This is a genomic window from Ahrensia kielensis DSM 5890, assembly GCF_000374465.1.
In the GTDB taxonomy this organism is placed as follows: Bacteria; Pseudomonadota; Alphaproteobacteria; order Rhizobiales; family Rhizobiaceae; genus Ahrensia; species Ahrensia kielensis.
The window spans coordinates 136341-155378 of the sequence record NZ_KB894530.1; the positions used below are offsets into that span (position 1 = coordinate 136341).

The 19038-nt window shown below is 48.4% G+C and carries 24 protein-coding genes and 1 other RNA gene; 19 read left to right on the forward strand and 6 right to left on the reverse strand.

Annotation, left to right across the window (positions count from 1 at the left end; genetic code table 11):
- The first annotated feature begins 11 nt into the window (after positions 1-11).
- The 4 genes from C504_RS0110015 (at position 12) to C504_RS0110025 (ending at position 2010) form a co-directional block, all read left to right on the forward strand.
- Positions 12-236: a hypothetical protein gene (locus C504_RS0110015; RefSeq protein ID WP_018689200.1), complete on the forward strand. Its 225-nt coding sequence runs from the start codon at positions 12-14 to the stop codon at positions 234-236.
- A gap of 132 nt (positions 237-368) precedes the next feature.
- A non-coding RNA gene (gene ssrS / locus C504_RS19100) (6S RNA) lies at positions 369-526 on the forward strand.
- A 95-nt stretch (positions 527-621) separates the two neighbouring features.
- Entirely contained in the window at positions 622-1179 is a 558-nt protein-coding gene (locus tag C504_RS0110020) for a 5-formyltetrahydrofolate cyclo-ligase (protein WP_041951686.1), read from the forward strand.
- Positions 1180-1188: 9 nt separating this feature from the next.
- Positions 1189-2010, forward strand: coding sequence for a TIGR00282 family metallophosphoesterase (locus C504_RS0110025; protein ID WP_018689202.1), 822 nt, complete (start codon positions 1189-1191; stop codon positions 2008-2010).
- A 33-nt stretch (positions 2011-2043) separates the two neighbouring features.
- Here the strand turns inward: C504_RS0110025 and C504_RS17590 are convergent, their stop codons facing one another.
- From C504_RS17590 to C504_RS0110045, 4 genes are all read right to left on the reverse strand, one after another.
- Positions 2044-2841 (reverse strand): GGDEF domain-containing protein, encoded by a 798-nt coding sequence (locus tag C504_RS17590; protein ID WP_018689203.1) that lies wholly within the window; start codon positions 2839-2841, stop codon positions 2044-2046.
- Between the two features lie 73 nt (positions 2842-2914).
- Positions 2915-3238 carry a hypothetical protein gene (locus tag C504_RS17595; RefSeq protein WP_018689204.1) on the reverse strand — a complete coding sequence of 108 codons (324 nt, stop codon included), beginning with the start codon at positions 3236-3238 and terminating at the stop codon, positions 2915-2917.
- A gap of 89 nt (positions 3239-3327) precedes the next feature.
- Positions 3328-3612 carry a hypothetical protein gene (locus C504_RS0110040; RefSeq protein WP_018689205.1) on the reverse strand — a complete coding sequence of 95 codons (285 nt, stop codon included), beginning with the start codon at positions 3610-3612 and terminating at the stop codon, positions 3328-3330.
- Positions 3613-3615: 3 nt separating this feature from the next.
- Positions 3616-3795, reverse strand: a complete 180-nt coding sequence (locus C504_RS0110045; protein ID WP_018689206.1) for a GFA family protein — start codon at positions 3793-3795, stop codon at positions 3616-3618.
- 120 nt (positions 3796-3915) lie between these two features.
- Between C504_RS0110045 and C504_RS0110050 the strand changes: the two genes are divergently transcribed.
- Together C504_RS0110050 and C504_RS0110055 are read left to right on the forward strand one after the other, a co-directional pair.
- Complete coding sequence (locus C504_RS0110050) at positions 3916-4668, forward strand: YebC/PmpR family DNA-binding transcriptional regulator (RefSeq protein ID WP_018689207.1); 753 nt, start codon at positions 3916-3918, stop codon at positions 4666-4668.
- 134 nt (positions 4669-4802) lie between these two features.
- Positions 4803-6293 carry a methyl-accepting chemotaxis protein gene (locus tag C504_RS0110055; RefSeq protein WP_018689208.1) on the forward strand — a complete coding sequence of 497 codons (1491 nt, stop codon included), beginning with the start codon at positions 4803-4805 and terminating at the stop codon, positions 6291-6293.
- An 18-nt stretch (positions 6294-6311) separates the two neighbouring features.
- On the opposite strand, the gene C504_RS17600 is transcribed toward C504_RS0110055, so the two are convergent.
- Positions 6312-7076, reverse strand: a complete 765-nt coding sequence (locus C504_RS17600; RefSeq protein WP_169385107.1) for a sulfite exporter TauE/SafE family protein — start codon at positions 7074-7076, stop codon at positions 6312-6314.
- A gap of 271 nt (positions 7077-7347) precedes the next feature.
- Here C504_RS17600 and ruvC point away from each other — a divergent pair, with 271 nt between their 5' ends.
- The 5 genes from ruvC (at position 7348) to C504_RS0110090 (ending at position 10577) form a co-directional block, all read left to right on the forward strand.
- On the forward strand, positions 7348-7860 hold the full coding sequence (gene ruvC, locus C504_RS0110070) for a crossover junction endodeoxyribonuclease RuvC (protein ID WP_018689211.1): 513 nt from the start codon (positions 7348-7350) through the stop codon (positions 7858-7860).
- A complete protein-coding gene (gene ruvA / locus C504_RS0110075) occupies positions 7857-8471 on the forward strand; it encodes a Holliday junction branch migration protein RuvA (protein ID WP_018689212.1) in 615 nt (204 codons plus the stop codon). The genes ruvC and ruvA overlap by 4 nt, the downstream gene beginning before the upstream one ends.
- Positions 8472-8493: 22 nt before the next feature.
- On the forward strand, positions 8494-8889 hold the full coding sequence (locus C504_RS0110080) for a hypothetical protein (protein WP_018689213.1): 396 nt from the start codon (positions 8494-8496) through the stop codon (positions 8887-8889).
- Entirely contained in the window at positions 8889-9932 is a 1044-nt protein-coding gene (ruvB, locus tag C504_RS0110085) for a Holliday junction branch migration DNA helicase RuvB (protein WP_018689214.1), read from the forward strand. The genes C504_RS0110080 and ruvB overlap by 1 nt, the downstream gene beginning before the upstream one ends.
- Before the next feature lie 90 nt (positions 9933-10022).
- Positions 10023-10577 carry a peroxiredoxin-like family protein gene (locus C504_RS0110090; RefSeq protein WP_018689215.1) on the forward strand — a complete coding sequence of 185 codons (555 nt, stop codon included), beginning with the start codon at positions 10023-10025 and terminating at the stop codon, positions 10575-10577.
- Here the strand turns inward: C504_RS0110090 and C504_RS0110095 are convergent.
- Positions 10574-11881 carry a glycoside hydrolase family 5 protein gene (locus C504_RS0110095; protein ID WP_018689216.1) on the reverse strand — a complete coding sequence of 436 codons (1308 nt, stop codon included), beginning with the start codon at positions 11879-11881 and terminating at the stop codon, positions 10574-10576. The genes C504_RS0110090 and C504_RS0110095 overlap by 4 nt on opposite strands.
- Between C504_RS0110095 and C504_RS0110100 the strand changes: the two genes are divergently transcribed.
- The 8 genes from C504_RS0110100 to tilS all read left to right on the forward strand — a co-directional run bounded on the left by C504_RS0110100 (position 11880) and on the right by tilS (position 19014).
- Complete coding sequence (locus C504_RS0110100; RefSeq protein WP_018689217.1) at positions 11880-12362, forward strand: YbgC/FadM family acyl-CoA thioesterase; 483 nt, start codon at positions 11880-11882, stop codon at positions 12360-12362. The two genes, C504_RS0110095 and C504_RS0110100, sit on opposite strands and share 2 nt — an antisense overlap.
- Positions 12363-12568: 206 nt before the next feature.
- Positions 12569-13264 (forward strand): protein TolQ, encoded by a 696-nt coding sequence (gene tolQ, locus C504_RS0110105; RefSeq protein WP_018689218.1) that lies wholly within the window; start codon positions 12569-12571, stop codon positions 13262-13264.
- A gap of 5 nt (positions 13265-13269) precedes the next feature.
- The gene (gene tolR / locus C504_RS0110110) at positions 13270-13716 is read left to right on the forward strand and encodes a protein TolR (RefSeq protein ID WP_018689219.1); all 447 of its coding nucleotides are present in this window, start codon (positions 13270-13272) and stop codon (positions 13714-13716) included.
- Positions 13717-13720: 4 nt separating this feature from the next.
- Positions 13721-14791 carry a cell envelope integrity TolA family protein gene (locus C504_RS0110115; RefSeq protein ID WP_018689220.1) on the forward strand — a complete coding sequence of 357 codons (1071 nt, stop codon included), beginning with the start codon at positions 13721-13723 and terminating at the stop codon, positions 14789-14791.
- Between the two features lie 101 nt (positions 14792-14892).
- A complete protein-coding gene (tolB, locus tag C504_RS0110120) occupies positions 14893-16176 on the forward strand; it encodes a Tol-Pal system beta propeller repeat protein TolB (RefSeq protein ID WP_245555180.1) in 1284 nt (427 codons plus the stop codon).
- A 229-nt stretch (positions 16177-16405) separates the two neighbouring features.
- Positions 16406-16885, forward strand: a complete 480-nt coding sequence (gene pal, locus C504_RS0110125; protein WP_245555181.1) for a peptidoglycan-associated lipoprotein Pal — start codon at positions 16406-16408, stop codon at positions 16883-16885.
- A 137-nt stretch (positions 16886-17022) separates the two neighbouring features.
- A complete protein-coding gene (gene ybgF / locus C504_RS17605; RefSeq protein ID WP_018689223.1) occupies positions 17023-17898 on the forward strand; it encodes a tol-pal system protein YbgF in 876 nt (291 codons plus the stop codon).
- A 51-nt stretch (positions 17899-17949) separates the two neighbouring features.
- Positions 17950-19014 (forward strand): tRNA lysidine(34) synthetase TilS, encoded by a 1065-nt coding sequence (gene tilS / locus C504_RS17610; protein ID WP_018689224.1) that lies wholly within the window; start codon positions 17950-17952, stop codon positions 19012-19014.
- Positions 19015-19038: the final 24 nt, after the last annotated feature.

Genomic DNA, 19038 nt, shown 5'->3' on the forward strand with positions numbered 1-19038 from the left:
GTGAGATGATTATGAAAATTGCAAACTCAACGACTTATATTTTCGCGGCTGTTCTCATTGTTACTATTGCAGCGCTCTGTATTGTACAAACCGAATTTATCGGTGTTTTTTTCAAAGGTTCAATTCCCGTTTTGACCATTTTGATTGGGTTTTTATATCTTTCTTGTGCTGCCGTAATTTGTTGGTTCATTTATAAAACACGATCCGGCTTTTCAGGCCGCCCATCGATTTATTAAATCTATTTTGGGCACTAGCGATTAAGCCTAAATATCGTGTCTTTAATCCTGTGGATTTGATAGCATCATAAATTCGTTCATTTGTCGCCTGTTTGCTCTTTCATAAGGCCACAAATATCCCTATATCTGTTACGCTGACTGCGCTTTGCGGCAGAAGACAAAATTCTCGGGACCTTACGCATTCTAAGGGAGCTGGCGCTGATTAGGCTCGTGGGCTTTTTCAACTGGCACCCACCTACACAGTTAGGTTCACCGGGATGCATCTCTTCACCGATTGTTGTGGTTGGCATTTTCGTCCGGTATGGGTGCAGTATCTGTGCTTATTCTAACCATATTATCAGGGCGTTCTAAGGTGGCAGTCAATCAACCACTTACCAAAAATGAAATGCGAAAAGCGGCCTTAGCTGCGCGTGATGCAATGCTTAATGCTGAACGCATTGAAGCCGGGTTAGCGCTCACAATCTATAGCGATGCGCTGGGCATTGAAGCTGGCCAGATTGTTTCTGGCTTTTTTCCTATACGATCAGAGATTGATATTCGCCCTTTAATGGCTGAGTTGGCGACAAGGTTTAACGCCAAGCTTTGTCTTCCTGTTGTGATTGATCAACAGACGATAGAATTTCGCCATTATTTGCACGGTGCTGAATTGGTGCCGACGGGTTTTGGAACCTATGGGCCAAGCGAAGAAGCAGACGTGCTTGATCCTGATGTTTTGCTGATCCCGCTAGCGGCGGTTGATCGTCAGGGCAACCGGATTGGCTATGGCGGGGGATATTATGACCGCGCCATTGAAAAGCTGCACATTAAAGGCAAAACGCCCAAACTGATTGGTGTTGCGTTTGAAAGCCAGCGTGTCGTCAAGATTGACGCTGAAGCCCATGATATTGCGCTGCATGCTGTGCTGACAGAAAATGGGTTGCAAGTTATCAGCACTGCCAAGTAGAACGCTCAAATGCGTATTTTATTTCTAGGCGATATGGTTGGCCGATCTGGCCGCACAGCGGTTTTTGATCAGCTTCCTGGTTTGATTTCGGACCATAAACTCGATTTTGTGATTGTGAACGGTGAAAACGCCGCCGCAGGGTTTGGTATTACCGGTGCTATTTTTCAGGCAACGATTGATGCTGGTGCCGATGTGGTGACGACCGGCAATCATGTGTGGGACCAGAAGGAAGCTTTGGGTGTTGCGGCGCGTGAAGACCGTTTTCTGCGCCCTGGAAACTACCCACCTGGCACGCCGGGGCGCGGTATGGGCGTTTATGAAGCGCGCAATGGCGCACGCGTTATGGTGTCCAACATCATGGGCCGCGTGTTCATGCATCCTGATCTTGATGATCCCTTTGCGTGTGCTTCGGCGCAGCTTGAAGGCGGTGCATTGGGCTCAGTTTTTGATGCGGTGGTGTTTGATTTTCATGCAGAAGCCACATCTGAAAAGATGTGTTTTGGACATTTTGTCGATGGGCAGGCGAGCCTAGTTGTTGGCACGCACACACATATGCCAACGGCTGACCACCATATTATGGAAGGTGGCACGGCCTATATGAGTGATGCTGGCATGTGCGGCGATTATAATTCGTCGCTCGGCATGGACAAAGAAGAGCCGCTTAATCGGTTTTTGACGAAAGTGCCAAAAGGCCGGTTTGAGGCTGCTGATGGGCCTGCAACGCTATGCGGTGTCTGTGTGGAAACATCAGACCGCACGGGCTTGGCAGAAAAAATTGCGCCACTGCGGATTGGACCGCGTTTAAGCGAGACAATGCCAGAATGGTGGTAAAGGGAAGGGTGTATTGCGTGTGGCGCGGTGAATTTAGGCGCTTAATGCAATAAGTTTGACAGCTCTTTTGCCTGACCGCGTTATGGCATCAAATACAACGCGGTTACGGCCTCTGTGTTTGGCATGATAAAGATTTTTGTCTGCGTGTTTCATGATCTCTGAAACATTTTGCTCTTTGGCAGCAAACACTGCACCAATAGACACGGTGAAGTTAAAAGGTTTATCGGCACCCACATCAATCGGTGATTTAGCAACTTTTTCGCGAATGCGCTCTGCAATTTCATAGGCCTGTCTTTTGTTGAGCAGGCGCAGGTAAATACCAAATTCTTCGCCGCCCAATCGGCCAACGAAGTCATCTTCTCTAATCGTGTCGCGAATAACATTGGTGATCGTCATTAGCGCGGCGTCGCCAATATCATGGCCATATGTGTCGTTTATTTTCTTGAAATTGTCTGCATCCAACATCAGAAAATAGCCTTCCTGCACTTCTTCTTGGCGGCAAGATTCGACATTGCGAACGAAATGCACACGGTTGAGGACACGTGTCATCGGGTCAATTGAAGCCTCATAGCGGGCGATTGCAGTCTCGCGTTCTAAGTTTTCATTGGTCGATAATAGTTGGAGATTTGCGTTGTTCAGCCGTTCATTTTGCTTGAAAAATACAAATCCAAGAGGGATAGCAACAATCGTAGATATGATTGGGGCAAGCATAATTGCGGGTTCTAACATGTGCGGCATAAGTGCCTGAACAATAGCATAGGTGACGACCTGTGCACCGACTACTGCCCATCCCATAACGAGAAGCATTTGTTTTGTAAGACTAAACATCATTCACCCTCTTTAGAGTGAACGTAACGTAAGGTCTTGAATATCAGTTTAATCAATAAGGTAAATTATTTGCTACTTAATCAAAGAAGTCGATGATCGGTTCATAGGTTTTACAAAGTCGGACGTGGCAGTTGGCGCGATCCTTTGACGGCACGAGAGCAGGTTCAGCTCTTTCGTCCCTTTTGCAAAATCGATCGCCCGAAACATAGCGATCATAGAGCGTATAATTTGCAACGCGTTTTGACGGATAGCGCAGAATAGCTGCACCATCACGGTTTAGAATGTTTTGAATATTCGCACATGTCGTTTGGGGCGTGTCGACGCGCTCAATTGCAAATGCAGGCGTCGTTAATGCCAACGCCGTTATTGTGAGTGCTATACGGCTTATCGTGTTACTCATTATCAACCTCCTCAATCCATGCTGCATAAAGCCGCGTTTTTGAGGCGAAATAATGTTATGCAAAGGCTGGGCGCAACGATGTGCAGAAACTAATGTTTCATGCCTTTTTTACGCGCTGCTGCAATGAGCTTCATCTGCTTGCCGCCATAGTTTTTATCAAGATAATCCATTGTGCTATGAATGATCACCGGTGGAATCTGGTCAAACGGTGCACTGGAAGCATGATTGGCTTCATCTTTGGTTTTTCCGCTCTCCAAAGCGGTCAGAAAAATATAACCGCGTATAGTGATATGGCCGCGGCGGGTGTTTTCTTTTAAAAACCACCAGATGCAGATGCCGATAACAATTATTGTTAGGGCGATTTTTGAAAGCATAATTTAAGTCCGCTGGTAGGCGCAAATGAGCGCATCATAATTTTCAGGCTGGCCTTCATAGGTCAAATCGCCTTGCGGCAGAACAACCCAATCTTGCTTGGATTTGATCCATATATGACCAGCAGGTTTTATCCAAGATGCTACTAAAGCTGTTTTTTGAACGCGTGACACACCGCGCCACATTGGCAGTCTCATACCTTTATAAAAAGGCTCACTTTAAAATCCTCGTTTGGACGCTGGACGTTTCGCTTGTTCTTTTCTACAAGCAAGCATCAAAACCAATCGCTAAAATAAGAGACTTTTATGGCTGGTCATTCGAAATTTAAAAATATTCAACACCGTAAGGGCCGTCAGGATAAACTGCGCTCTAAGATTTTCTCGCGTCTTTCCAAGGAAATCACGGTTGCTGTGAAAATGGGCGGCGGTACTGTCGATCCGGATATGAACCCACGTTTGCGTCTGGCTATCCAGAACGCCAAGGGCCAATCCATGCCCAAGGACAATATCGCCCGTGCGATCAACAAGGGTTCTGGCGGCGATGCTGAGGACTATAAAGAAATGCGCTATGAGGGCTATGGCCCGGGCGGTGTTGCCATTGTTGTTGAAGCGCTCACAGACAATATCAATCGTTCAGCCTCTAACATTCGCTCAGCTTTTGCTAAAAACGGTGGTGCACTTGGCGAGACAGGTTCTGTTTCGTTCATGTTCGACCGTGTTGGCGAAATCACCTATAAGCCAGAAGCTGGCGATGTTGATGCTGTGATGGAAGCTGCCATCGAAGCTGGCGCCGAAGACGTTGTTTCTGAAGAAGAAGGCCACACGATTACATGTGCCTTTGAGGATCTGGGTTCAGTTTCAAAGGCGCTTGAAGCAGCGCTTGGCGAAGCAGAATCTGTCAACATTATCTGGCGTCCGCAAAACCAAACGCCTGTTGATGAAGAGAAAGCCGCGACATTGATGCGTCTGCTTGATGTTCTTGATGAAGATGATGATGTTCAGAATGTTTTCTCAAACGAAGATATTGCTGAAGACGTTCTGGCAAAACTCGACGCATAGGTTTCACGCCTTACAGTGTGATTTCGAACATTGTACTACTAAAGTACAATGTTCCGCTACGTCATATGGCAAGCCTCACGCAATCGTTCGCATATAGTTTCTAACTTATGCGACGTTGCGGGGAGGCAATTGCGATGATTGAACCAATGCTGAAGGCCGAGGAAGCGGAGGACGCTTACCTCGATTTGGATGCTGAACAGCTTGCTGAAAATCTAAATCCCGAAGGTATGGCCGATGTGATTGCCCATGTTGGCGGGCAGATCAGCACTTTGGCGGTGAATATTGCCGATACTTCCGGTATTGTGGGCGATGTTGCCAGTGCAATGGCCAAGCAATCCGATGCTTTTGCTGATGTTTATTCCTCCGCCGAAGAAATTGCCGTTGCCAATGTTCAATTGTCTGACGTTTTGAGCCAAGCTACGAGTATTGCTGATGGTGTGCAGCAGGGTTTAAAAACAACGACAGAGTCAGTCGAAGAGATTTTCACCGCCGCTTCAAGTGATATCACAGCGATGGCTCAATCGGCCGATACGGTCACGAACGAGTTTTCTGGCGTTAAAGAGAAAATTTCAGAAGTCTATAATTACTCAGAATCAATTCAGAAAATTGCAAGCGAAACACAAATGCTTGCGATCAATGCAGGCATTATTGCCACCAGAGCCGGTGATGCGGGCAAAGGGTTTTCGATTATTGCGAGTTCCGTGCGCGAATTGGCGGTGCAAACATCGGAAGTTTCAAAAAACATTACGGCCCGTTTGAACGCGCTTGAAGCGACCGTTAGCGAACTTGTGAAACATGGTGAAACCAGCCGCAAACTGGCCGCCGAAGCCATGGTGCGTTCTGAGAAAATTGACGCAGAATTTGGACGGTTTCGAGAGTTTGGCGATCAGGTTGATACATTGACGGCTTCAATTGGCGAGATTGTTGGTCCCGTGGACCGCAATTCAGAGCTTTGTGGCCGTATCATTGATACGATGGGCACGCTCAATGGTGAAGTAAAGGTCAATAGCGCGGCGCTGAGCGATACATCCAACAAGTTCGACACATTGGTTAGCTTTACCGAAGAAATGATCTTGTTGATTGAGCAAAGCGGTGTAGAAACCGAAGATTCGCAGATCATACGCCACTGTGTTGATGCAGCAGAGCGAACAGCTGCGCTATTTGAACAAGCTGTAGCGGCGGGGACAATGAGTATCTCCGCGCTGTTTGATGAAAATTATCAACCGATCCCGAATAGTAATCCGCAACAAGTCCGCACGCAGTTCACTGATTTTACCGACCGTGTGATGCCAGATATTCAAGAGCCGTTTTTAGAACTTGATACGCGTATTGCGTTTTGCGCTGCGATTGACCGTAACGGTTATCTGCCAACGCATAATAATATTTATTCCAAGCCACAATCGAACGATCCGATTTGGAATGCTGCCAATTGCCGAAATCGGCGCATATTTAATGATCGAACCGGACTGGCAGCGGGACGCAATACAAAGCCGTTTCTAATGCAGACCTATCGCCGCGATATGGGGGGCGGTGTTTTTTCACTTATGAAAGATTTGTCCGCACCGATCTTTGTTCAAGGCAGGCATTGGGGCGCGATTAGAGTGGGATGCAAGATTGCGAACTAAGCGCTAAAAACAAGTTTGTTAGCGCAGAACATTGTCGAGCAATGGCAATGCCAAAATGGAAGCGGCTAAAATCAGAGAAAAAGCAACGCGCTTATACAACACTTCGCTGGCGCCAATAAAAAATTTTGCGCCAATATGAAGGCCGATAAAATAAGGTAGCATGGCCAATATGCCAAGCGCTATCGCTTCAGCTGTGAAGATTTGTCCGAAGTAATAACCGATCAAAATAATGATATCTGTCAGGAACAGATAGAAAATCATATTGGCGCGCACTTGTGCCGCTTTGTTATCGCCCGCCATCCAATAGAGCAGGGCAGGTGGGCCGGGTAGTCCTGCGGCAGCCCCCATAAAACCACTGGTTGCACCAACGCTAACGGACACCGATTTGCTGCGTGGACCGCGATATTTAAAACCGCCCCACAAAAGAGTAACAGCCAGCATTATGGAAATACAAATGAACCAGCGCATTGCGATTGGTTCGGCTGTTTTTAACACGTAAATGCCGAGCGGCATCAAAACCAAGTAACCAAGAACCAGTGGCAGCACTTCGCGCCATTGTGTTTTGTGGCGCGCTGACCAAGCAAGCGCTATTGCTGGCACGCTATCAATGATCGCGATAAGCGCTAGTGCAATTTTAGGCGTGAAGAGTGCGGCTGTGACAGGGCCGACAAGCATGCCAGTTCCAAAACCTGAAAAGCCGCGCACAATGCCCGTTATGAACACAACACATAGAACAATCTGGCTAGCGGGATTGTTTAGGTGCGCATAAATCAGTTCGATCAAATCATTGCTTTCCAAATTCTGTCGGCAATCATGATATTGAGATACGCGCCGCTGCCATTTTTGAAGATTATGATATGATCTTTAAACAATATGCCACTGTTGTTTGGTGCCAGATTATAAAAATCTTCAAGCATAGAAGCCGTGGTCTGCATCGGTTGACTTGATTATGCGAATGCCCATGCGCTGGGTGTCTTGTGTAAGTCTGTAAAATGTTTCTGGTTTGTTCACTTTTGCCGATTATTGCGGTAAAGAGAATAAAACAGGTTTGAGCATGACAGAAGCGATTCGCATTATCGGCATTGACCCCGGGCTTCAGCGCACCGGTTGGGGGATTATTGAATCTCTTGGCAATTCATTGAAGTTTATCGATTCTGGAACTGTTACTTCGACCGCAAAGTTCGATTTGGCCTCGCGTTTGCGCGAATTGCACGATGGGTTGGTTGAAGTCATTCACACCAATATGCCGCAAGAGGCGGCGGTGGAAAACACATTTTCGAATGCCAATCCAGCATCCACGTTGAAGCTTGGCCAAGCACGGGGCATTGCGATGCTGGTGCCAGCATTATCGGGGTTGCCGGTTGAGGAATATGCACCGAACCAAGTCAAAAAATCGGTTATTGGTGTCGGCCACGGCGATAAAAAGCAGATTGCTATGATGGTGAAAGTATTGATGCCGCGCGCGCAGTTTTCAACCGAAGATGCTGCCGACGCATTGGCGATTGCAATATGTCATGCGCATATGCGTAAAGCACGACGTTTGGAAAAAAGGTTTGCATCGGCATGATCGGAAAACTCAAAGGCACGGTTGATGAAATTGACGAAGACCACATTATTTTAGATGTGCACGGCGTTGGTTATGTCGCATTTTGTTCAGCGCGCACGCTCTCAAAAATGACGGCGGGCGAAGCGGCGGTGTTGCACATAGAAACCTATGTGCGCGAAGATCAGCTCAAGCTTTTTGGCTTTTCAACGGTTTTGGAGCGCGATTGGTTTCGCTTGTTGCAATCTGTGCAAGGCGTTGGCGCAAAGGTGGCGCTGGCTATTTTGTCGACGCTGACGCCATCTGATCTGGCAAACGCCATCGCGCTGCAAGACAAAGTCATGGTGGCACGTGCGCCCGGCATTGGACCAAAGGTTGCGCAGCGCATTGTCACCGAGCTTAAAAACAAGGCTCCTGCTTTTTCTGGCGAAGCGGCTGGCACGATGGGTTTAAAACAAGACCTTGGCGAAGGTGTCGCTTCCAGCGCTGTAACTGATGCGGTGTCGGCGCTTTCCAATCTTGGTTATTCACGCGAGCAGGCAGCCAATGCTGTTGGCGCAGCGTTGCGTGATGCAGGTGAAGATGCTGATAGCGCAAAGCTTATTAGGCTTGGCTTGAAGGAATTGGCGCGGTGATTGTTTTTTCAGCTATCGTAAAATGATGACATTTTCAGAAAAAGTTAGATGCGTTCTGGTCGCGGGCTTTTTAGGTCCGCTTATTGGCACTTTTATATATAACGTCATCTATGTTGACTTTATCGCGTTTCATTTTGTGTACTTTTTATCGCTCATCTATTTAGCCGTGTGGTTTGTGCCAAGTGGATTAATCGGTGGATTTATTATGGTTGAATGGCGCAGGCGCTCGGGTTCAATGGACGTTATAAGAGCCGTTATCAGTGGCTTTTTAGGTGGTTTTATACCCGCAGTACTTATTGTCGGCTTGGTTTTGCCGGAAGCTTTCTGGTCAGGAACACTGATGATTAGCAGCTTGGGTGCCGTGACAGCGTTTATCCTATGGTGTAGCCGTGGCATGTTCGGATTAAAGGGACTTTGATGAACGACGCTGACCGTATTATCGATGCCGAGAAAAAGGGCGAAGATTTTGACACTTCGCTACGGCCGCAAACGCTTGATGATTTTACAGGTCAGAAAGCTGCGCGCGAAAATCTAAAAGTATTTATCGAAGCGGCCAAGAACCGCGGCGAAGCGCTAGACCATGTGCTTTTTGTTGGCCCTCCTGGGCTTGGCAAAACAACGCTTGCGCAAATTATGGCCAAGGAATTGGGTGTCAATTTCCGCTCCACATCTGGTCCGGTGATTGCCAAGGCGGGCGACCTTGCTGCGCTTTTGACAAACCTTGAAGAGCGCGATGTCTTGTTCATTGATGAGATACACCGGCTTAATCCAGCGGTTGAAGAAATTCTCTATCCAGCGATGGAAGATTATCAACTTGATCTGATTATCGGCGAGGGGCCTGCGGCGCGTTCAGTCAAAATTGATCTATCGAAATTTACACTTGTTGCGGCAACAACACGGCTTGGGCTTTTAACCACGCCTTTGCGCGATCGTTTCGGCATACCTGTGCGGCTTGAATTTTATACCGCCCAAGAGCTTGAGAAAATCGTGCGGCGCGGCGCGCGGATTATGGGCCTCAATATTGATGATGAGGGCGCGATGGAAATTGCCAAGCGCTCGCGAGGCACACCGCGTATTGCTGGGCGCTTGCTGCGCCGTGTGCGCGATTTTGCCGATGTTGCTAAATCCGGCGTTGTGACCAAAGATATTGCCGATAAGGCGCTTTCACGGCTCGAAGTTGATACGATTGGGCTGGATTCGCTTGACCGACGCTATCTCAATCAGATCGCTCGCAATTTTGGCGGCGGTCCGGTTGGTATTGAAACGATTGCCGCTGCGCTTTCAGAACCGCGTGATGCGATTGAAGATATTATCGAGCCTTATCTTATTCAGCAGGGCTTTATTCAGCGCACGCCGCGCGGCCGCGTTATGACACCGCGCGCTTGGGACCATATGGGGCTGAAAGCGCCGTCTGATATGGCGGCAGTGCAGACGGGCTTGTTTGATGATGGTGATGCGTAATCAGCATCATTTGCGAACACAAGTTTTTGTGATTGGCTCTTGTGGATCAATTTCCGCAAAAGAGAGTTAGCTTGGGCAAAGGAGAAAGCCATGCAGAACGATATTCAAACGCTGATTCCGCGCCAACCGGTTCCGGATCTTACATTGCCGCTTGTTGGAGGCGGTGAGTGGAGCCTTACGAATGAAGCGCCTGATACATTTTCAATTTTGATTTTTTATCGCGGATGGCACTGTCCTGTTTGCCGCAAACAGCTTGAAGAAGCCGAAGCGCTGGTTGAACAATTCGAGCAAAAGGGCGCAAAGCTAACTGCGATTTCGGTTGATGGAGAAGACCGCGCCAAGGAAATGCACGCCTCCGCCAAGCTTGATAAGTTGAAGCTTGCCTATGGTTTGACATTGGAACAAGCGCGCCAGTGGGGCTTATTCATTTCGACAAGCCGCGGTTTGACATCTGTGAATGTTGAAGAGCCGATTAAATTTGCTGAACCGGGATTTTTCCTGATTAAGCCGGACAACACATTGTTCTATTCCAGTGTGCAAAGTGCACCATGGGGTCGTCCGGCGCTTGAACCATTCCTCAATACGATCGATTTCATTGTTAATAAGAACTATCCTGCGCGCGGTGAAATTATCACGCTGGACTAATTGTTTTTAGGTAAATCGAGTTCTTTTATAAGATCGCCCGGCATGGTCTGCCCGCCAAAGGTTTGTACCATGCCGAAGGCACCGCCAAACGACCACATTGACCAGCCAAATTCATATTTGTCTGCCAATGCGATCATGTCTTTTAGATAGGCAATGCGCCATTCAGACGGGATTTTGAAATCCTTGCCATATTCCTGCGCGATAAAACCAAACTCGCCTAGGAATATTTCGTCTGGCGCAATGTCATGACGGGCAGCCCATGTGGCAACTTTCTCAAATGGTTCTTCGAGCAATTCGACGAGGTCTTCGTCGCTGCCCCATTCTTCTAATTCATTGCGGATATACCAGCCAGCATTACTGCGCTCATCACCGCTCAATGTGCTGTCGATGTAGCGATCATTGTCATCTGGCAATGTGCGAATGGCCGGAGAGCTAAGCTGTGAAGGTGGATAGGGCAGGTTTTTAAATGCACTGACCGGTTTGCTGACCCAGCCTGCGCTTTGGTGGGTTAAGATAAACGGATCATAGGAATGAAAAGTCCAGATGATGTTTTTATCGCCAAACGCTTTAGGGTCAAGATTGATCAGCCCTTGGGCAGAGGCATAACAGGCACCGGGAACGACCAAGGTAATTGTGTCGTTGGCTTTGCGCGCAGCATCATGAAGCTGAGTTGCTTGGGCCTGCCAAATTTTCATGTCGTCTGATGAACCACAATCATATTGCGGTTCATTGATGATTTCGAGCGCGACTTTTTCCGCGTCATAATCAGATAAGGTTTCAGCGATTGAGGCAACCAGTTCTTTGTATTTCACAAAAATTAGGTCGTCATTCAAAATTTTACTCAGGCCAATTATCTCTACGTCCGGCCCATAAGTGATGGTGTGTAGATCGACGATGACTTTGAGGTCAGCATCTAAGATACGATCAATAGCGCGGTGCATGTTTTTGAGCAGCGTTTCGCGCCGGTTTTGATCTTCATCATGCAAGAAAATTGCTGGGTCGATGGGCATGCGAATTGTTGATAGGCCATCGCTACGGAGCGTTTGTATCGCCTCGTCAGAGACAAATTGCTGCCATTCGGGGAAGTTTGTGAGAACATCGTCATCGTTCCAGCGGCTTTCATTGGGCCATGTAACCCATTGATCCATGCTAATGCCGCGGCCAGCCTTAAAGGTGGCTGCATAAGTCGGTGTGACATTGAATATCAATGTTACAGCGAGCACCGCAGCAATAAATCTTGCAATTAATATCTGTTTAAAGTCAATCATGACGGGTAAATACCACGCGAAACTGGATGCTGACATGACAAACTCTCAAAATGGTGAACGCGGCGAAGCTGTCTCGCTTTGCGGCATCATCGACGAAAAAACGCATCGGCTGATCGCGCGGGTATATTTTGCCGACACAGATTTTTCAGGCGCAGTGTATCACGGGCGATATCTTGAGTTTCTGGAGCGGGGGCGTTCTGATTTTTTGCGCTGCATTGGTGTGCATCACAGCGATCTGTTGAACAATGATGAGGGCGCTTTGTTTTGGGTCGTGCGGCGCATGGAGCTTGATTTTAAAGCAAGCGCTTCCATCGACGATATTTTGCAGATTGAAACGCAGCTGACATTTGTTGGCGGTGCGCGCTGTATGATGTCGCAAAAGATTTTGCGCGGTGATGATGTGCTGATTGAGGCTGAAGTAACCGCCGCTCTGATTAATAATGAGGGCAAGCCACGGCGTTTTCCGCAAGACTGGAAAGAAACCTTTGGCGCGCTTGTGGTGAGTGATTCTGATTGAATAAGTTAGAATCCTAAGACTCTTTTAAGGATAATGAGTTATTAATGCGCCTGAATGAGGCTGTGTCACGCTTGTGCCATTGTTTCACCTAATTTGTGCTCGAAGTGCCTGCTCATAATAAAGCTTAGGCGACTTACTTCACACAGCGCGCAATTTGCCGCCCGGTGACGTTAAACGCCGGGCGTTTCGATTCGAAGGACTTTGAAATGGAACACGACGTCTCGATTCTAGGCCTATTTCTACAGGCTGGCTTGATCGTGAAGATGGTGATGATCGGTTTGCTGGGGGCCTCTATTTGGACCTGGGCGATTGTTATTGATAAATCGATAGCCTTTAAGCGTATGCGCTCACAGCTCAACCGCTTTGAGGAAACCTTTTGGTCTGGTCAATCACTGGAAGAGCTTTACCGCACACTTGCGGACCGTAAAACGTCGGGCATGGGGTCTTTATTTGTTGCTGCAATGCGCGAATGGAAAAAATCCTATGAGCGCGGCGCACGTTCGCCGATTAGCCTGCAAAGCCGTATTGACCGCGCAATGGATGTCGCATTGATGCGCGAGATGGACAAGCTTGAGGCACGCCTTGGCTTTTTGGCTTCTGTTGGCTCGATTGCTGTGTATGTCGGTCTTTTCGGTACGGTTATCGGTATTATGACATCGTTCCAAGCGATTGCGGGTTCTGATTCAACCAACCTTGCTGTCGTGGCACCTGGTATCGCAGAAGCGCTATTGGCAACGGCTATTGGTCTGTTGGCCGCTATTCCAGCACTGCTTGCTTATAACAAGCTGACAACTGATGCCGGTAAGATCGGTTCGCGCTTAGAAGCTTTTGCCGATGAATTTTCAGGCATCTTATCACGCCAGATTGATGAGCGTGCATCACAGCGAACAGCTGCGGAGTAATTTTTATGGCTGGTTCTGCCGGATACGTATCTCGCCGCAAACGCAACCGCCGCTCAGCAGGCGCGCGCCCGATTGCGGAAATTAACGTAACGCCTTTCGTGGACGTTATGCTGGTGCTGCTTATCATCTTTATGGTGGCTGCACCTTTGCTAACTGTTGGCGTGCCTATTGATTTGCCTGAAACACAGGCAAAAGCACTTAATTCTGACACACAGCCGATTACAATTTCGGTTAATCAAAGCGGCGAAATCTTTCTACAAGAAACAGCGATTGCGATTGAGGAAGTTGTGCCCAAACTCGAAGCGATTGCTGAAACCGGTTATGATGAGCGTATTTATATTCGCGGTGATCAATCAGCTGACTATGGCACGATCATGAAAGTTATGGGCCGTATTAATCAAGCAGGGTACAAAAATATTGGCCTTGTGACGCTTCAGGAAAGCGACGGGTAATAAGATGCGCGCGGGTCTAGCCTCATCGGTTACACTACACGTACTGGTTCTTGGATGGGGGCTGGTCAGCCTCAGTGCGCCTGCATCATTTGAAGTAGATGATGTTGAAGCATTGCCGATTGAACTGGTTACGATTCAGGAATTAACGCAGATTCAGGAAGGTGCGCAGGATGCGCCTAAAGATGGGCCAGCTTCGCTTGCGCCAACTGAACCGCCAAAACCTGACCCTGATGCTGTGAATACGGGCAATCAGGAAAAAGATCAGTCAACGCCTGAAACTGAAACGCAAAAAGCAGTGGAAGTCGAAGAGGCGCGTTTGCCAGACCCGTCGCAGGTTCCTGTGCCGCGTCCTGCACCGCGCGAAGAACCAAAGCCGGTTGTTGAAGAAAAACCTGAGCCGGTGGCGACACCTGCCACTGAAGTTGCACCAAAACCTGAACCAAAAGAAGAAGTGGTCGAAGACGCGGTTGAAGAATTAATCGCGAAAGCTGAACCGCAGCCTGTGCCAGATGAAGCGCCGAAAAGCGTGCAATTGCCAGATCAATTGCCAACACCGGCTGCTCGTCCAGAAAAACCGCAAGCGCAAACAGCTAAAACACCCGAGCGCAAAAAAGAAGAAACGCAACAAGCGCAATCTTCGACAACAAAAGAAAAAACAGAAGAAAAGTCTGATGAAGTGGCATCACTCTTGAACCGTGAAAAAGGTTCAGGCGGTGGTTCGAAAGCCAATAATCAAAAAGCTTCTGCTGGCGGCAAGAAAACCACAAGCGGCAATACGTTGACGCAAAGCGAGATGGATTCTCTGCGCGGTCAGATTCAATCATGCTGGAGCATTCCAGCCAGTGCGCAGGGCGAAGTGGGCTTGAAAGTTTCCGTTCAGTTCCAACTTAACCAATCAGCGCAACTTGAAGGCAAACCACGGGTGACGACATCATCTGGCAACCGCCAACTTGATGACAGTGCCGTGCGCGCTGTGGCACGTTGTGGTAGTAAAGGTTTTCAGTTGCCTAGCGATAAATATGACAGCTGGCGCGATGTGGTCGTGAACTTTGACCCATCCGAGATGTTTAGATGACACAATTGACCGCTACAAAAATCAAAATGCGTGATAAAACGCTTGGTCTAAAGAGGAATAGTTTAATGTTGAAGACAGCATCGATCCGTTTGCTACGCCCGATGGTTATGACCATCGCCGCGATCATTATGCTTACGCTCCCAGCACGCGCGCTGGTCGAGATCGACATCAATAAGGGTAATATCGAACCGCTACCGATAGCGATTACCGATTTTATTTCTGGTGATGGTATTGGCGCAAAGATTAGCCAAGTGGTAGAAGCCGACCTTCGGCGTTCGGGGCTTTTTGCACCGATTGATAAGGCGGCTTTTATTGAAAAAGTCAGCAATCCTGATGCTGCGCCACGCTTTGAAGACTGGAAAGTTATCAATGCGCAGGCGCTTGTTACTGGCCGTGTGACCGATGAAGGGGGCCGTTTGAAAGCGGAATTCCGCCTTTGGGATACATTTGTTGGTGAACAAATGGCAGGCGAGCAGTTTTTTACAACCGGTGAAAACTGGCGCCGTGTGGCCCATATTATTGCAGATGCGATTTATGAACGGCTAACGGGGGAAAAAGGTTATTTTGACTCGCGTGTTGTGTTCGTTAGCGAATCTGGCCCGAAAACCAACCGCGTTAAAAAATTGGCTATTATGGATCAAGATGGTGCCAATGTGCGCAATCTGACCAATGGCGGCGATCTTGTTTTAACACCGCGCTTTTCACCATCACGCCAAGAAATCACCTATATGGATTTTGCTGGTGGTCAGCCTAAAGTTTATTTGTTGCAATTGGAAACCGGCCAGCGCGAGCTTGTGGGTGATTTTCCAGGCATGACATTTAGCCCGCGGTTTTCTCCTGATGGTTCAAAAGTAATAATGAGCTTGCAGCAGGAAGATGGTAACGCGAATATCTATTCCATGGATTTGGGCTCGCGCAATACAACGCGTCTGACGAACTCACCATCGATTGATACATCACCTTCTTATTCGCCAGATGGTAGCCAGATTGTGTTTGAATCTGACCGTGGCGGCCGTCAGCAGCTCTATGTTATGGGCGCAGGCGGGGGCGGCGGTGCAACGCGCATATCGTTTGGTAATGGTTCTTATTCCACACCAGTATGGTCACCGCGCGGCGATCTGATTGCCTTTACCAAACAGTCCGGCGGCCAGTTTTCTATCGGGGTTATGCGTCCTGATGGTTCAGGTGAGCGCATTTTGACAACTGGCTTTCACAATGAGGGACCGACATGGGCACCCAATGGCCGTGTGTTGATGTTCTTCCGCCAAGGTTCGGGCTCTGCAGGGCCGCAGCTTTATTCAATTGATCTGACTGGCCGTAATGAACAGAAGATCGAAACACCGAATTACGGCTCTGATCCGGCATGGTCGCCTTTACTTGATTGAGGCAAAAATTTGCCTTGTGCCGTTAATTTGCCGCATTTCTCGCACAGGGGCATGCGGCAACAGCGGTTCTTGGCTGATTTACTTAATTTCTCGGTAACCATCTCTCTTGAGTGGCCGTTAACGCAAATAAGGTTATCAAAAGATAACCCAAACCAATAAGATTGAAGAGGAAAAGGCCATGCGCCTGACCCAGACACAACAATTCTCGACATCATCTGCAGTGCGCACAATGGCACTGGTTCTTATGACAACACTCGCTCTTGCTGGCTGTGCAAAGAAAAACACTTTGCCAAACAATGCTGGCGATCTTGGTCTTGGTGCTAATGGTGGCGCACAGCCGGGCACGACACAAGATTTCACCGTGAATGTTGGCGACCGCATTTTCTTTGACACGGATTCATCGTCTATTCGCGGTGATGCACAGCAAACATTGGCGCGTCAGGCACAGTGGCTCGGTCGTTACCCTAACTACCAGATCACAGTTGAAGGCCATGCCGATGAACGCGGCACACGCGAATACAACTTGGCATTGGGCGCACGCCGCGCTGCTGCTACGCGTGATTATCTTGTATCGCAAGGTGTTGCACGCAACCGCATCAAAACGCTTTCCTTCGGTAAGGAACGTCCAGTTGCCGTGTGTGATGACATCTCCTGCTGGTCACAGAATAGACGAGCGGTTACCAATTTGGGTGGCCCAAGCGGAACTTAATTATCAAAAATTATCGAAAAAGCGGCTTAGGCCGCTTTTTTTATTTATGCTGACGGAAAAAATGACATAGTTTTGCCGTGGTAGCGGCGTTCACTTTCGAACGTCAGTTAAGGGATGAAATTGAGGGTTAGTATTTAATGTATCGCGTTTTTTTAATTCTAAAATTGACAATGTTCGCAACATTGTTTGCAAGTGGGCCATCACTTGCACAGATGGGTGACCCGCGTGTCACTGAACTTCAAGAGCAAATTCGTCAATTGAACGGGCAGATTGAAGAACTTAACTTCCAGATTTTGCAAATGCAGGAAAATGTGCGCAAGCAACAGGAAGATATGGAATTCCGTATTCAGGATCTTGAAGATCAAAAGCAGGGTTCTGTACAGCCTTCTGCTGATGAAAAAACCACAGATGTTGCGCAGGCTGCTCAGACTACTCAGCCAACACTTACAACGAACACAGAACCGCGCCTTGGCGGTTCTTCGGTTGCGGATGCTGGTGCGCCGCCACGCAATTTAGGCGCGATTACGCTTGATGAGAGCGGCAATGTGGTGGGTACGTCCATTGATTTTTCGGCAAAGAGTGTCGAAAGATCAGTTGACGGGACTCAGGTTGCCAGCGTTTCAGGTGAGATGAATGCCGAAGACCTTTATAAAGCAGGTTACGGCTATATCTTGTCGGGCGATTATAAGCTGGCAGAAGGCGTGTTTTCGACATTTTCAAGTACGTATCCAAATGACCCATTGATTGCCGATGCTCGGTTCTGGCTTGGCGAAAGCCTGCTTGCGCAAGGTAAATATGAAGATGCGGCGGATGAATTTATCGAAGTGCGCTCGCTTTATCCCAATGCCTCCAAAGCACCCGAAACGATGTATAAGATCGGCACGATCATGGCCGCTTTGGGTAACCGCGAAGTTGCCTGTGTGACATTTACCGATGCACTTCAAACGCATACAGATATGTCACAGCCATTGCGCAACAAGATCGATGAGGAACGCGCGAAGGCCAAATGTTAGAGGCCAAGTGCTGGTGATCAAGTGTTAGAGGCGCGTGCGCAACAAGAGAGCATGAAACATCTGGATGCACTTTATGCCCAGTTTGAGCGTTTTCGGTTTGCCGATTTTAAGAAAATTATTGTTGGGCTTTCGGGCGGCAGTGACAGCCTTGCACTAACGCTGGCAGCACATTCTTACTTGGATGAACATTACCCCCAGTGCGAACTGATTGCGGTGACTGTCGATCATGGTTTGCGCGCAGAATCCCACCAAGAAGCGCAGCATGTCGGGCAAATTTGCAAGACTTACGGCATTGCCCATGAGATTGCCCGTTGGGAGGACGAAAAACCCAAGACAGGCATCCAGCAGAAGGCACGCGAAGCGCGCTACCGATTGCTGAGCGAAGCGGCACAGCGCCATAATACGTCATTGGTGCTTATCGCCCATAATAAAGGCGATGACATTGAGACCAAAACAATGCGCGCTCAACGACACGGCGGGACCGCGCATGGTATCAGCGAGGCCACGCTTTATGATTGTCGCACGTGGTTTGCGCGGCCTTTTTTAAGTTTAGAGAAGTCTCAGCTTCAAGCGTTTTTGCAAGCCAATGCGGTGACATGGGTTGAAGACCCATCCAATAAGGATCGCCGTTTTGAGCGTGTGCGCACACGCCAAGATTTAAGCGAGGCGGCGTCCCGCGCGGTAGAAACAGAGGCAGATTTAACGTCAGAACATGCGGTCGCTGTGTTTCTGGCTGATGCGGATAATGTTTCTATTTTTGAGAATGGCGGGGGTGCGATCATACATAATGCTGGCCCGCGCGATGCGGTGTATCATGAAGCGCTGCGCGTTTTATTGGCTATGGTTGGTGCAACTGCTTATCTGCCCTCTCCAAGTGCTGTGCATGAAGCGCTGAGCAATCTTTATCAGTTTACGGATAATGGCCGTAAATTCACCTTAAACGGGTGCTTACTTACGAAGAACAAGGATGGCGTAATTATCGAACCAGAACAACGTAATCGTGGCGAAAACCGGTTTGGTTTTGATCATATTTTGCCAAGTTATAACTATAAAATCGCATCGGTTTTGCGTGAGCGCCGCGGATTATCGCTCCTGCCGCCTTTACCAATGCGCTAACCATTGAGCCGTTTTCCTGCGACG